The sequence below is a fragment of the Chryseobacterium capnotolerans genome (assembly GCF_021278965.1).
Classification (GTDB): domain Bacteria; phylum Bacteroidota; class Bacteroidia; order Flavobacteriales; family Weeksellaceae; genus Chryseobacterium; species Chryseobacterium capnotolerans.
Genome location: NZ_CP065589.1, coordinates 2,117,935 through 2,130,476 on the forward strand (window position 1 = coordinate 2,117,935; position 12,542 = coordinate 2,130,476).

The 12,542-nt window shown below is 36.7% G+C and carries 13 protein-coding genes and 1 pseudogene; 6 read left to right on the forward strand and 8 right to left on the reverse strand.

The genetic code is table 11. From position 1 onward, the window contains the following. Window positions 1–182 precede the first annotated feature (182 nt). From H5J24_RS10095 to H5J24_RS10130, 8 genes are all read right to left on the reverse strand, one after another. The gene (locus tag H5J24_RS10095) at window positions 183–515 is read right to left on the reverse strand and encodes a LytR/AlgR family response regulator transcription factor (protein ID WP_232816280.1); all 333 of its coding nucleotides are present in this window, start codon (window positions 513–515) and stop codon (window positions 183–185) included. 89 nt (window positions 516–604) lie between these two features. Then, complete coding sequence (locus H5J24_RS10100; protein ID WP_232816281.1) at window positions 605–883, reverse strand: LytR/AlgR family response regulator transcription factor; 279 nt, start codon at window positions 881–883, stop codon at window positions 605–607. Continuing rightward, window positions 864–1,937, reverse strand: coding sequence for a sensor histidine kinase (locus H5J24_RS10105; protein WP_068943292.1), 1,074 nt, complete (start codon window positions 1,935–1,937; stop codon window positions 864–866). The genes H5J24_RS10100 and H5J24_RS10105 overlap by 20 nt, the downstream gene beginning before the upstream one ends. Window positions 1,938–2,146: 209 nt before the next feature. Further along, on the reverse strand, window positions 2,147–2,530 hold the full coding sequence (locus H5J24_RS10110) for a DoxX family protein (protein ID WP_068943291.1): 384 nt from the start codon (window positions 2,528–2,530) through the stop codon (window positions 2,147–2,149). Window positions 2,531–2,967: 437 nt separating this feature from the next. Continuing rightward, window positions 2,968–3,471 (reverse strand): TlpA family protein disulfide reductase, encoded by a 504-nt coding sequence (locus H5J24_RS10115; protein ID WP_228407631.1) that lies wholly within the window; start codon window positions 3,469–3,471, stop codon window positions 2,968–2,970. A 1-nt stretch (window position 3,472) separates the two neighbouring features. Beyond that, a complete protein-coding gene (locus tag H5J24_RS10120; RefSeq protein WP_068943289.1) occupies window positions 3,473–3,901 on the reverse strand; it encodes a rhodanese-like domain-containing protein in 429 nt (142 codons plus the stop codon). A gap of 83 nt (window positions 3,902–3,984) precedes the next feature. Next, on the reverse strand, window positions 3,985–4,260 hold the full coding sequence (locus H5J24_RS10125) for a hypothetical protein (protein WP_068943288.1): 276 nt from the start codon (window positions 4,258–4,260) through the stop codon (window positions 3,985–3,987). 131 nt (window positions 4,261–4,391) lie between these two features. Beyond that, a complete protein-coding gene (locus tag H5J24_RS10130) occupies window positions 4,392–5,765 on the reverse strand; it encodes an aldehyde dehydrogenase family protein (protein WP_082811211.1) in 1,374 nt (457 codons plus the stop codon). 160 nt (window positions 5,766–5,925) lie between these two features. Here H5J24_RS10130 and H5J24_RS25930 point away from each other — a divergent pair, with 160 nt between their 5' ends. The 6 genes and pseudogenes from H5J24_RS25930 to H5J24_RS10155 all read left to right on the forward strand — a co-directional run bounded on the left by H5J24_RS25930 (window position 5,926) and on the right by H5J24_RS10155 (window position 12,308). Continuing rightward, a complete protein-coding gene (locus tag H5J24_RS25930; RefSeq protein WP_346729971.1) occupies window positions 5,926–7,047 on the forward strand; it encodes an FAD-binding dehydrogenase in 1,122 nt (373 codons plus the stop codon). After that, on the forward strand, window positions 7,044–7,604 hold the full coding sequence (locus tag H5J24_RS25935) for an FAD-binding protein (RefSeq protein WP_346729972.1): 561 nt from the start codon (window positions 7,044–7,046) through the stop codon (window positions 7,602–7,604). The genes H5J24_RS25930 and H5J24_RS25935 overlap by 4 nt, the downstream gene beginning before the upstream one ends. 9 nt (window positions 7,605–7,613) lie before the next feature. Continuing rightward, a pseudogene (locus tag H5J24_RS10140) lies at window positions 7,614–8,416 on the forward strand (SDR family oxidoreductase). A 187-nt stretch (window positions 8,417–8,603) separates the two neighbouring features. Then, window positions 8,604–9,527 carry an alpha/beta hydrolase gene (locus H5J24_RS10145; protein WP_228407630.1) on the forward strand — a complete coding sequence of 308 codons (924 nt, stop codon included), beginning with the start codon at window positions 8,604–8,606 and terminating at the stop codon, window positions 9,525–9,527. Window positions 9,528–9,826: 299 nt separating this feature from the next. Then, window positions 9,827–10,150, forward strand: coding sequence for a hypothetical protein (locus H5J24_RS10150; protein WP_068943285.1), 324 nt, complete (start codon window positions 9,827–9,829; stop codon window positions 10,148–10,150). A 451-nt stretch (window positions 10,151–10,601) separates the two neighbouring features. Continuing rightward, window positions 10,602–12,308: a chloride channel protein gene (locus tag H5J24_RS10155; protein WP_232816282.1), complete on the forward strand. Its 1,707-nt coding sequence runs from the start codon at window positions 10,602–10,604 to the stop codon at window positions 12,306–12,308. The last annotated feature ends 234 nt before the right edge of the window (window positions 12,309–12,542 follow it).

A 12,542-nucleotide genomic window follows, 5' to 3' on the forward strand; every position in this document is an offset into this window, starting at 1 on the left:
TATTAAAATATGAGTAATGAGTAATGAGTTGCGGAAATCCTTTCTTATAATATGGATTTTAAATTGTTTAAAAATAGGTAGAAATCTACGGGTTCCACAAATAATGAATTGAAGGACTGAACATTCCCCTCCAATGGAGGGGTGTCAAAAATTCTTTGAATTTTTGACGGGGTGGTAAAACACTATAAATCAATAAACGGCTTATAAGTTCTGCCAATAGGAAGCTTTTTCCCTTTAACCTGTACAACGGTTGCTGATTTTACCTCAATTTTCGGTTTGGAAATAATATAGGATTTATGAATACGGGCAAACATGCTTGGATTTAAACTTGCTTCTATTCTACTGATTGGCATTTTAAAAGTAAAAGTCTCCGTTTTGGTGTGAATATGTATGTATTCTCTTAAACTTTCAATATAAAAAATATCCTGTAGAATAATTTTAACCTGTTTCTTTCCACTGCTGATAAAAATATGATCACGTTCACCTATTTCCAGTAGAGCCTCCTCTGCCTCCACTAGATATTTAAACTTTCCGATGGCTGTGGCAAACCGATCATAAGGAATAGGTTTCAGCAGATAATCTGTAATATCTAACTCGTACCCTTCTATCGCATATTGATGATAAGCTGTTGTGACGATGACAAACGGTGGATGTTTAAGTTTTTTAAAAAATCAAACCCTTTCACTACAGGAAGATGAAGATCTAAAAACATCAGATCTACCTCATGAATATTCAAAAGAGTATTGGCATGAACAGCATCAGAACATTTACCTATAAGATTAAGTTCCGGATCCCGGGAAATAAAAGTTTCCAGAATTTCAGCACCAATCGGCTCATCTTCTACAATCAGGCAATTGTATTTTTTAGAGTTTGGAGGTATCATTGAAATCAATTTTAAGTTGTACACTATATTGGCCACTTTTATCCACTACTATTAGCTTGTGTTGCGGGTAAAGCAATTCAAGCTGCCGGCGGATGTTTTTCAGTCCTATTTTGGTAGAATGCTGATGGGGTCTTTCTTCCTTCGAGTTTTGAATATTGTAGGTAAGAATTCCATCTTTCAGTTCAATATCAATATTGATGAATGAATCTCCCAGGCTTTCAGAAACACCATGTTTAAAGGCGTTTTCAACAAATTGAATCAGAATAAGCGGAGAGATTTCCTGAGAAGGATGATCAATACTTTCTCGTAAATGTACACTAAGATGATGGTGTCTTAATTTTTGGATCTGGATAAAATCTTTAATATTTTCAATGTCTTTTTCTATGGAAATCCTCTTTTCAGCCGCTTCATAGATATTATACCGCATGATTTTCGAAAGCTGGAGGATCACATCTGGGGTTTCATCCGCTTTTTTAAGAGCCATTCCGTAGATATTGTTCAGTGTATTAAACAGAAAATGAGGATTGATCTGGGCTTTTAGCATCGTGAGTTCCTGATCCAGTTTTTCCGATTTCAATTGAGAAATCTGTTCTTTCAACAGGTTTTTCTGTCTTGTAATTTCCACCCCGAAAACCAATCCAACCATAAAAATAAGATCCATAAAGGAGTTGAAAGCAACAAATCCATTCATAAATCCCGATGGTTCTTTACCATCTAAAGTCTCTGTAACCCCATAGATATAAGGATAAATAATATAATGAGTGAAATAACGATGTCCTAAAACTGCGAGTATGACAATCAGAACATAAAGAAGAAATTTAAATACCTTATTAATATGAACCTTTTCATAGACATACAACAAGGAATAAGCAAGAGGAATTTTAACCAGAAAATAGCCTAATTCAAGAATAAGGGTATTCTGAAGCCTTGTCTGCCACATGAAATCAGGAAACTGATATCTGGACCAGTAAAAGTCAAGATAAGCTTCCAGTAGATAGTACAATATCCAAAAAAGCAAATGAATCTGTACTTTGGAGTTTCTAATTGATTTCAAGCCTGCTATGATTTAAAAGTACAAAGTAGCATTGTTTAGTCAAATATAAAAATATAAAAGCTATAAAAACAGATCTTTTATCTACAAACGACTTATAGCTAATTTTTTTAGCCTTTAAGATTAGTAAAAGAAGGTCAAAGATATTTCATAGGTAAAGAGAACTTTATTTGATATCTTACTTTCTTAATGGTTTATTTTATTCAATATTTTTAGAGATGCTTTTTTAAACGAATTTCAGGATACATGAGATTCAGGAAGCAAAAGATCAACAGGATATTAAATTCAATTCCGTTACTTCCTCCCCCTACTACAAACCATCCGTTCTCCCAATGAATATAATAAATCCCAAAAACGAAAATAATCATATTGCTGATCGCAACTGGCTTTATGTACCTATCCAGCCAAAGTAACGGGACTGAAACAAGATGAATCAGTTTTATGAGCCAGGCGAGATACAGGCCTGTAGGAGCATATCCTAAGGAATTCAGATAAATGTTTCCAAAATTGTTGACATCACCACTAAAAATGGAAATAACGCTATGCATAAGTAAGATCACTGACAATGCAAATCTAAGGTAGAAGTTTTTTTTCATGAAACGAAAATAGAGATCATGGATAAATATTTGGTTTTATTGTATATCAATGGCTTTTAAAAGCCTATGAATTTCTTGATGTTTTTTGAAAAAATAAATATTTTTAATTCTATATAACTTATTTTATGTCTGACTGTTAACATATATATTCCTTTGTTGATAGTCATTTATGAACGAATTATTACTTGTAATAAAACAAAAATTAACATTTGAATTATTCCCTTTATTGTGATTTTTACTGATTTAATGCTTATTTTTACGCAGTAATAAATAAAACCTGACTTAAAAAACGTGTCAATCAAAAATGATTTTCCCTCCATAACTTTCTTATTGACACCAAAGCTACATTCAGCCTAGATTCTAATACACAAGTAACTGTCAAAAACAAAGAAAGAGTGGCAAATGACCACTCTTTTTTTATCGCTATTTTTTCGATTTTAATTTTGAACTAAATGTTTCTTTAAAAATTCTTCAAGTTCTTTTTCATGAAGGTTTTTGGCGATAATAGTTCCTTCACTGTCGATAATTACATTAAAAGGAAGTTCATCTATTTCATAAGCTTTTGCTACAGGGCTTTTCCAGAATTTTAAATCGCTGATCTGTATCCAGTTCATACCAAAACGGTCTATTGCTTTCTTCCAGCTCTCTTTGTTTTTATCCAATGAAACTCCCAGGATTTCAAACTTATTGCCCTTCACCTGATCCGAATAGGTTTCATACAGTTTTTTCAATTCAGGTTGTTCCTCTACACACGGAGCACACCAGGTGGCCCAAAAATCAACAAGAACTATTTTCCCTTTTTGGCTCGAAAGAGAAAATAAAGATCCATCTGGTTTTGCCATTGTTATTTCAGGAGCCTTCTTCCCTACCTCAATTTTACTTTGAGCCAATATAAATCCGGAGAACAGGATTAAAAATAAGAGAGTACAACTTGTTTTCATATTAATCATTTGTAGGATAATCTTTATCCAACCAATCGGTTTTAATATTTTTTGGAAGGTTCAAAAGTTGGGCATTTTTAAAGCCCATTTCCATCAATACATTAAATGCAGGACGTATATTCGGACACTTTACAAAAGGACAGCACCCACAGTAAATTACAATTTCCTTGTTTTTAGGAATATCTTTAAGATAAGTTCTTAATTTTTCCAGATTTTCAGGTTCACGGGTGGGACCGATATCTACAGAACCTTTAATAATAGCTTCCGGTCCTACAGAAATGATTAATAAATCTTTGGTCTTGTGCTTTACAATTCTGGAGGCTAATAATGCAGGATCCATTAGCTGACTTTCTTTCCATGGATCTTGTGTTTGCTGTGCCTGGCCAAAAATGGAGCAGACAAAACATATCATAATGAACAAATACTTCATGCTTCTATTTTTCACAAATATATAAATGATTTGTTGATTTTTAAAAGGTTTCAGCAGGATGTTTCCTTATAATCATTAGTGTTTCAGAGGGGTTTATTCTTTTTCGGAGTGATATGAATGACATTGGCAGCTCCCGCTTCAATCATCAGCCGGCTTCCAGAACCTCTCTCCTGCTCCCGGCCATGAATAGCAGAGCCGGTTGTTAAGGTCAGTTTTCCTTGAAAAGCAGGATGTGGCGGGATTAGTGATATTTCAATTTCCTCTTCCTCAAGCTGGATGATGATGAATGCGGCATCAATGCTGTGGCGGGTTCCGTCTTTTGCAACTGCAACTGCTTGATATTGTTTTATTTCACTCATCTTGTAATTTCTTTTAAACAAAAATATAAAAATCCCAACACGATAACGTATTGAGATTATAATGATTTTTTGATAGAAACTTAAGCTCAGGTAAAAAAGTCACAATTCTGGATTAGAAATTTGTAAAATGTTTAGCTAAATACACTTAAATTTTTTGCAATATCTTTTCCTGCATACGGAGGGAAAACATCGAGTTCCAGATCTGGATTTCCAACGAGCATAGCCTTAGTATTGCTTAATGCATCAAACCCTGCCTTCCCATAATATTTTCCCATTCCTGAATAGCCAACACCTCCAAATGGCAGACTATCTATCCAACAATGCAAATTGGTTTGGTTGACGCATCCGCCTCCAAATGAGACAGAATTGAGAAAATAATCAATATGGTTCTGATTTTTACTAAAAATATAAGCTGCAAGAGATTTTGGTTTTCGCTTAATGATATTCGTGATCTCTTTCAAATCAGAATAAACCATTACCGGTAAAACGGGGCCAAAAACCTCTTGCTGTAATGCCGGATCGTCCCAGGTACTGGGATACAAAACAGTTGGTTCCACATACCTTTGGGAAACATCATAACGCCCTCCAATAACTACCTTTTCAGGAATAATGTAAGAAGCTACACGCTCTGTATCATGCTCGCTGATCATTCTGGCCAGATCAGGACTTTCCTGAGGATTTTCCCCATACATCTTTCGGATAGATGCCTTCAGTTTTTCAATAAACACATCAGCAATACTTTCATGAACATAGACATATCCAGGAGCAATGCACCATTGTCCAGATATCGCATTATGCCCCCAGGCAATCCTGTCTGCCGCAATATCAAGATTGGCCGTTTCATCAACCAAAGTAGGGTTTTGACCTCCGAGTTCAAGAATGACCGGAGTCAGATTTTCTGCGGCAGCACGCATAACTACTTTTCCTACATTGGAGCTTCCTGTAAAGAAGATAAAATCAAAAGGAAGTTTTAATAACTCTGTAATTTCTTCCCTTCCTCCGGTAATAATAGTTACTGCTTCAGGTTCAAAGTATTGAGGAATAGTCTCCTGAAATAATTGGGCGACACTAGGTGTTGTATTGGCTGGTTTTAAGATAACGGTATTCCCTGCAGCTAATGCAGCAATGGCTGGGTCAAGCAAAAGCAATACAGGAGCATTGAATGGCCCTATAACCAAAGTAACTCCGTAAGGCTCTTTATAGATGACACCACTGTTTCCTGTAGCTTCCAGACCTTTGGGGATTTCTATCGTTTGCGGAGTCATTAGCTGTTTGAGGTTTTCTTTATAGTACCTTATTACTCCAAGCGGTACGGTGATTTCAAATAATTGCTCGAAGGGAGGTTTTCTAAAGTCTTTTTCAAGTGCTTTACAAAATGCATCCTGATTTTCTGTAAGAAATTTTTCCATTCTGTTCAGTTGATCCATACGCCATTCATAGCTTTTAGTATTATCACTGAAGAAAAATTCTCGTTGGGTATCGAAAAGATTTTGATATTTGTTCATAATTTTTGTTTTTTGATGTTGATACAAAATTATACAAGCATACATTACCGCGTATGGTGTATTTTTCGGAAGTTATCAGAAGTATTCAATAGATTGTCTGTTTAAATACAAATATTTTATACATTTATATAAAGTATTGTGAATCAAAAAATACCTTATCATGGACGAAACATTCCAGCCGGATGTCATTATCATAGGAACCGGATTGGCAGGTCTTACTGCTGCCATGGAAATCACAAATGCCGGAAAAAAAGTACTGCTTCTGGATCAGGAAACTGAACAGAATATCGGTGGCCAGGCTTTTTGGTCATTTGGCGGGCTTTTCCTTATCAATTCACCTCAGCAACGAAGAATGGGAATTAAAGATTCCTATGAATTGGCTTTACAGGACTGGAAAGGCACTGCAGGTTTTGATCGTGATGAAGATTATTGGCCCCGCAAATGGGCGGAAGCTTATCTGAAATTTGCTGCCGGTGAAAAATATGAATACATTTCTAAACTGGGAATTAAGTTGATGTTCATGGTAGGCTGGGCAGAACGTGGTGACGGATCAGCTACCGGACACGGAAATTCTGTCCCCCGTTTTCATGTAAGTTGGGGAACAGGAACAGGTGTTGTAAAGCCTTTCGTAGAAAAAGCATACAGAGCGAAAGAAAAAGGCCTCTTACAGATGAAGTTTCGTCATAGAGTTACAGAACTGATTGTGAAAGAAGGAAGAATAACCGGTCTAAAGGGAGATATTCTGGAAAATGATGACCAGGAAAGAGGCGTTGCTACCAATAGAAATATCATCTCTCAATTTGAATATGCTGCTCCTCATATTATTATTGCATCAGGCGGTATAGGAGCTAATCATGAACTGGTAAGGAAAAACTGGCCCGAAAGACTGGGAACACCTCCGGAAAATATGGTGTGTGGAGTTCCGGCTTATGTAGACGGTAAAATGATTGGCATTGCCGAAAATGCAGGAGCCAATATCATCAACCGGGATAGGATGTGGCATTATACAGAAGGGTTACAAAACTGGAACCCCATCTGGCCAAAGCATGGAATCAGGATACTTCCCGGTCCTTCTTCCCTATGGTTTGATGCTAAAGGGAAACGTCTTCCTGCACCTTTCCTTCCGGGATTCGATACTTTAGGAACATTGAAATACATTCAGGACACAGGATATTCTTATTCCTGGTTTATTCTGACACAGAAAATTATCAAAAAGAATTTGCATTATCCGGTTCAGAACAAAATCCGGATATCACCAATAAGGATTATGCGCTATTTTTGAAAAGAATTTTTGGTAAAAAAGCTCCCGGACCTGTAGAAGCCTTCAAAGAACATGGAAATGATTTCATTGTATCAGACAATTTGAAAGATTTGGTAGAAAGAATGAACCAGCTGGCAGGCAATCATCTTTTGAATTATGAAAAAATAAAATACCAGATTGAAGCAAGAGACAGAGAGCTGGACAATACGTTTTCAAAAGATACTCAGATTAATTATATCAGAAGTACCAGAAGCTATTTAGGAGACAAACTTGGGCGGGTTGCTGCTCCACATAAAATCCTATCTCCTGAAAACGGCCCTTTGATTGCAGTTCGGCTTAATATTTTGACCAGAAAGACATTGGGCGGCATAAAAACCAATTTGAACGGACAGGTGCTGAGAGAGGATGACAGCATTATTGAAGGACTTTATGCAGCAGGTGAAGTGGCAGGTTTTGGTGGTGGCGGAATGCATGGTTATAGGGCTTTGGAAGGAACATTTCTTGGCGGATGCATTTTTTCAGGAATGAAAGCCGGAAAGTATATTGCCGGATTGAAACAGGAAAATTCAAATGGATAAAAACACAGAATGAATAATTATTATAACAATAAAGTAATCTGGATTACAGGAGCCTCATCCGGAATTGGTGAAGCTTTAGTAAAAGAAATAGTAGAGAATAGCAATGCAAAAGTGATTCTTTCTTCCAGAAATGAAGAACAGCTCTATGAAGTGGCAGAAAGTGCAGGACTAACTGTGAATCAATATGCTGTGATTCCTTTAGATCTTAAGAACTATAAAGAAATGCCTGAAATCGCAGCCAAAGCCGTTGCAGCCTTTGGAAAAATAGATATTCTGATTAACAATGCAGGGTTATCCCAACGTTCGCTGGCTATGGAAACCGATATCGAAGTAGATAAACGCTTGATGGATGTAGATTTTATAGGAACAGTAGCTTTAACAAAGGCAGTGCTTCCCTATATGCTTCAAAATAAAGGTGGACAAATTGCTGTGGTTTCAAGTCTTATGGGAATTTTTGGAGCTCCGATGCGTAGTGGCTATGCTGCTGCAAAACATGCTCTTCACGGCTTCTTTGATGCCCTGCGTGCAGAATTATATGCTCAAAATATTTCGATAACTATTATCTGCCCGGGATTTATACAGACCAATATTTCCATTCATGCAGTAACCGGAGATGGCTCTACACAGGGAACAATGGATGATGCCACTAATAATGGCATGCCCGTGGATGTCTTTGCAAAAAAAATGCTGAATGCCATTGAAAAAAGAAAAATCAAAAAGCGATCGGCGGCAAAGAAGTATTGGGTGTTTACCTGAAAAGGTTTTTCCCTGCCCTGCTTGCAAAAATAATCCGAAAGGCGAAAGTAGTGTAGAAAAACCAGGAAAATTATTTACCCTAATAAGACTTTATTTACCTTTCACTCTAAAATTCTAAAACCAACAATCCTCTATCAGTAAAATGTATCTGTTTTAAAGTAATATGTCTACCTGTTTTGAAAATGTCTGCCTGTACATTTGTATCATAAAATAACCACAGTATTAATCATTAAAAAAAGTATTATGATTCAATCAGTAACATTTAAAAACCTTAACTGGGATGTAGCGGCAGATTTATATTTCCCACCTAACTTTGACGAGAATAAAAAATATGCAGCCGTTATCAGTGCCCACCCGATAGGAAGCTGCAAAGAACAGACTTCAGGAAATGTGTATGGACAGGCATTGGCTAATGAAGGATTTGTAGTATTGGTATTCGATGCTTCATTCCAGGGAGCCAGTGGCGGAGATATCCGTTTCATTGAAGATCCTACATTAAGAGTAGAAGATTTCCGTTGTGCCTGCGACTATCTGGTAACCCTTCCTTATGTAAACGAAACACGTATTGGAGTATTGGGAATCTGTGGCGGTGGCGGATATGCCATCAATGCAGCAATGACAGAACGTCGCATTAAAGCTATAGGAAGCGTTACGGGAGTTAACTATGGAAGGCTTTGGAGAGAAGCATTTGGAAACTGGAAGCCTGTTGAAGCATTAGAGAAAATAGCAGAACAGCGTACTGCAGAAGTAAGAGGTGCTGAAAGGCTTATTGGGCAATTCTTACCTCCCTCTGTAGAAGCTGGAAAAGCTGCAGGTATCAAGGATATTGATGTACTGGAAGCCACAGAGTATTACAAAACTTCACGAGGAGAAAAGCCTAATGGAGCAACCAATTATCTGTATTCCCGAAGCAGTGCAGCGGTAGGTTGGGATGCTTTTCACTTAGCAGAGGTTCTGTTGACACAGCCGTTGATGGTGGTTATCGGAGATAAACCCGGAGGTTTTGGAGCCTACAGAGACGGTCTGGAAATTATGAGAAGAGCAGGTTCAGAGAAAAAAGAGCTTGTGATTGCTGAAGGATGGTCACATTATGAATTGTATGACCAGCCGGAGCCTGTAAAAATAGCCTTGGATAAACTGATTCCTTTTTATAAAGAAAATTTGTAATAAACAAAAAAATAAAGCACCGTTCGCCCGGGCGGTGTTTATTATTGAACATAGTATCTCATTAGAAAAAACAGGTGGAATTTCTACAATTTAATGTGGAACTTCTGCCTTTTCATAAATCAATCCTTCTGCTTTCAATTCCTACCAAAAGCCAAGAGGGATGTAAACAATATTGATATGGCTCAATCCGGTTCTTTAGAGACTCTCTTCAATAGATTTTTTACAGCATCTGTAGTATAATCTTCTTTCACTTTCGGTGAGCCCATACGAGGGAAGTGTATCGGATCCATATTTGTGCGTTGTATCTTGGTTTCCAGAAATCTTCAGGAATAAAACATGCTGCTAATTATTCAGGAATCAAACTCAGTACTCCTCCTCTATCATTTGACCCAAGAAAACTGGCCGCTTCTATTGTAAGAACAGCAAAAAATCCTACTGAAGCATCTTATCCGGACTGGCCACCAGTGGCTTTTAAAAGTATCTATAAAATCTTTCCCGGCGTGGTCCGGTATGTTTCTTCTGCAGCGATGCAAATGGTAATGAAGAAGGCCAATAAAGGTGAAAAATCAAAAGGAAATATGGGAATTGATGGAAAATCACTGTTCACTATTTCTGAAAAATAACTTATATGGATTGCCGCCGGAATTGTAGGAATAGCAGCTGTTAAATTTCTGTTTTCAGGAATGTCTAGAAAAATTAATGAAGCTCGGTAATACCATACAAATTAGCTGTAATAAGGGATGTGAAAAATCAATATTACAACAGGTTTTAATAGATTAAATGAGCATTTTAAGATATTCTGAGTAGAAAACAAGAAACTTTTTCTGATCTTAGAGAAGTTTTTAAAACATGTTTTGGGTAAGTTTCTCTAAGATATTTCATAAATTTACACAGCAGTTTCAAATTGAGATCCGCATTAAAATTCTTCCCAGGTGAAAATTCACAACAAAAAAAAAGTACCTAAGCTTTCTAAAATTTAAAAGAGATTTCCAGAAATATGGACTGGAAAAAGCCCGCAGCTATGAGCTTATTCTGCATTGGCTGAACAACAGACTGAGCCGGAACCAGTTCCTAGTGCTTTCAGGAATCCTTGTAGGATGTACAGCCGGATTGGCCGGAGTAATCCTGAAAACATTAGTCCATAACATCCACTATTTCATTACCAATAAAGTTCATTTTGAATATCAGATCCTGTTCTATATTGTTTTTCCGTTTTTAGGAATTGTTCTGACGACTTTAATTGTATTAACACTATTTAAAGGTCAGGACCGAAAAGGAATTGGAGCCATTCTCTACGAAATTGCACAAAATTCAAGTATTGTAGCTTCTGTAAAAATGTATTCCCAGGTAATCCAGAGTGCAGTTACTGTTGGATTAGGAGGTTCTGCAGGACTGGAAAGTCCCATTGCAGTAACCGGAGCGGCCATAGGATCCAATTTTGCCCAGACCTACAGACTCAATTATAAAGAACGTACTTTATTACTGGCAGCAGGAGCCACTGCCGGGATTGCTTCGGCATTCAATGCTCCTATTGCCGGAATCATGTTTGCTTTTGAAATTCTGTTGACAGGAGTGGTTTTTACAGACTTTATTCCATTAGTGGTTGCTGCAGTTTGCGGAAGCCTTTTATCAAGAATTTTACTTCAGGAAGACGTGCTATTCAGGTTTTATACAAGAGAGGCTTTCAATTATAAAAATCTACCCTATTATCTTATTTTAGGTATTGTAACCGGATTATACGCCAGATATTTTGTCATCATTTCCCAAAAAGTGGAACACTTTATAAAAGGGCTTCAGCTTTCAAAAATGCGAAAAGCAATGTTTGGAGGAGCTGTTCTTTCTTTACTTTGTGTGCTTTTCCCTCCTTTATTTGGAGAAGGATATGACACCGTAAAAGCATTTACCAATGGAAATACTCATTCAATCATCGAAAATAGCTTTTTCAGATATTTTGAAATTGGTGAATGGACGATTATTGTGTTTTTGGTGCTGGTATTATTATTAAAAGCATTTGCTACCTCTTTTACCATATTCAGTGGTGGAAACGGAGGTAATTTTGCCCCTTCTCTTTTTGCGGGCGGAACATTGGGTTATTTGTTTGCATTGGTTTGTCAGCATATCGGGTTTACAGATGTTCCGGTTACCAATCTTGTACTGGTAGGAATGGCTGGAGCCATGAGCGGAGTAATGTATGCTCCCCTTACGGCCATATTTCTGATTGCAGAATCCAGCTTTGGATATGATCTTTTCATTCCATTAATGATTGTTGCCATTATGTCTTATCTTATTGCCAAATGGTTCTCTCCTATTTCTCCGGAATTGAAGTCCCTTGCCGATGAAGGAAAGATATTTACCAATAAGCATGATAAAAACATTCTTTTTGCCTTAAGAACGGATGATTTTATTGATAAATATTCTCAGACGATTCAGGAAACAGCCTCTATCACAGAACTTTTTGAGCTGGTAAAGAATGGAGATAAAAATATTTTTGCTATCGTAGACGAAACCAGGGCATTAAAAGGCGTTTTAACACTGGATGATATCAGACCTTATCTTTTTAATAAAGAAATTAATGCTGCCCAAACAGTTGATCAGATTATGAAGGCTCCACCAGCGATAGTTCGTCCTGAAAATAAACCTCTTCAAATACTTCAGATCTTTGATGATACTGGAGTTTGGAACCTGCCTGTGGTGAGTGAAAACAATGTTTTTATTGGATTTATTTCCAAGTCTTCTATTTTGATGAGCTATAGACAACTGTTGAAAGAATATTCTGATTAATAAGAATTGAATCTCCCTGTAAAATCTGTGGTTTGACATCCCTTCAGGGAAATATCACATCTTTAATTATGATACTCAATAAAATTTTTCAAAATCTTAAATGTACTTTTCAAACAGTTAGTAGTAACTTAAAATAACTAAAGTATTAAAAAACTTTTGTGTCTTTTGTGTTTAAAAATAAAATCCGTTCAAATATTATACTGAACGGATTTTTTAATCTAATAATGAAGTTTA

What these genes read in the sequence shown, in the direction of transcription:
- H5J24_RS10100 (WP_232816281.1), bottom strand. Translation starts at nt 883, where the DNA reads ATGATACCTCCAAACTCTAAAAAATACAATTGCCTGATTGTAGAAGAT.
- H5J24_RS10110 (WP_068943291.1), bottom strand. Translation starts at nt 2,530, where the DNA reads ATGAAAAAAAACTTCTACCTTAGATTTGCATTGTCAGTGATCTTACTT.
- H5J24_RS10115 (WP_228407631.1), bottom strand. Translation starts at nt 3,471, where the DNA reads ATGAAAACAAGTTGTACTCTCTTATTTTTAATCCTGTTCTCCGGATTT.
- H5J24_RS10120 (WP_068943289.1), bottom strand. Translation starts at nt 3,901, where the DNA reads ATGAAGTATTTGTTCATTATGATATGTTTTGTCTGCTCCATTTTTGGC.
- H5J24_RS10125 (WP_068943288.1), bottom strand. Translation starts at nt 4,260, where the DNA reads ATGAGTGAAATAAAACAATATCAAGCAGTTGCAGTTGCAAAAGACGGA.
- H5J24_RS10130 (WP_082811211.1), bottom strand. Translation starts at nt 5,765, where the DNA reads ATGAACAAATATCAAAATCTTTTCGATACCCAACGAGAATTTTTCTTC.
- H5J24_RS25930 (WP_346729971.1), top strand. Translation starts at nt 5,926, where the DNA reads ATGGACGAAACATTCCAGCCGGATGTCATTATCATAGGAACCGGATTG.
- H5J24_RS10145 (WP_228407630.1), top strand. Translation starts at nt 8,604, where the DNA reads ATGATTCAATCAGTAACATTTAAAAACCTTAACTGGGATGTAGCGGCA.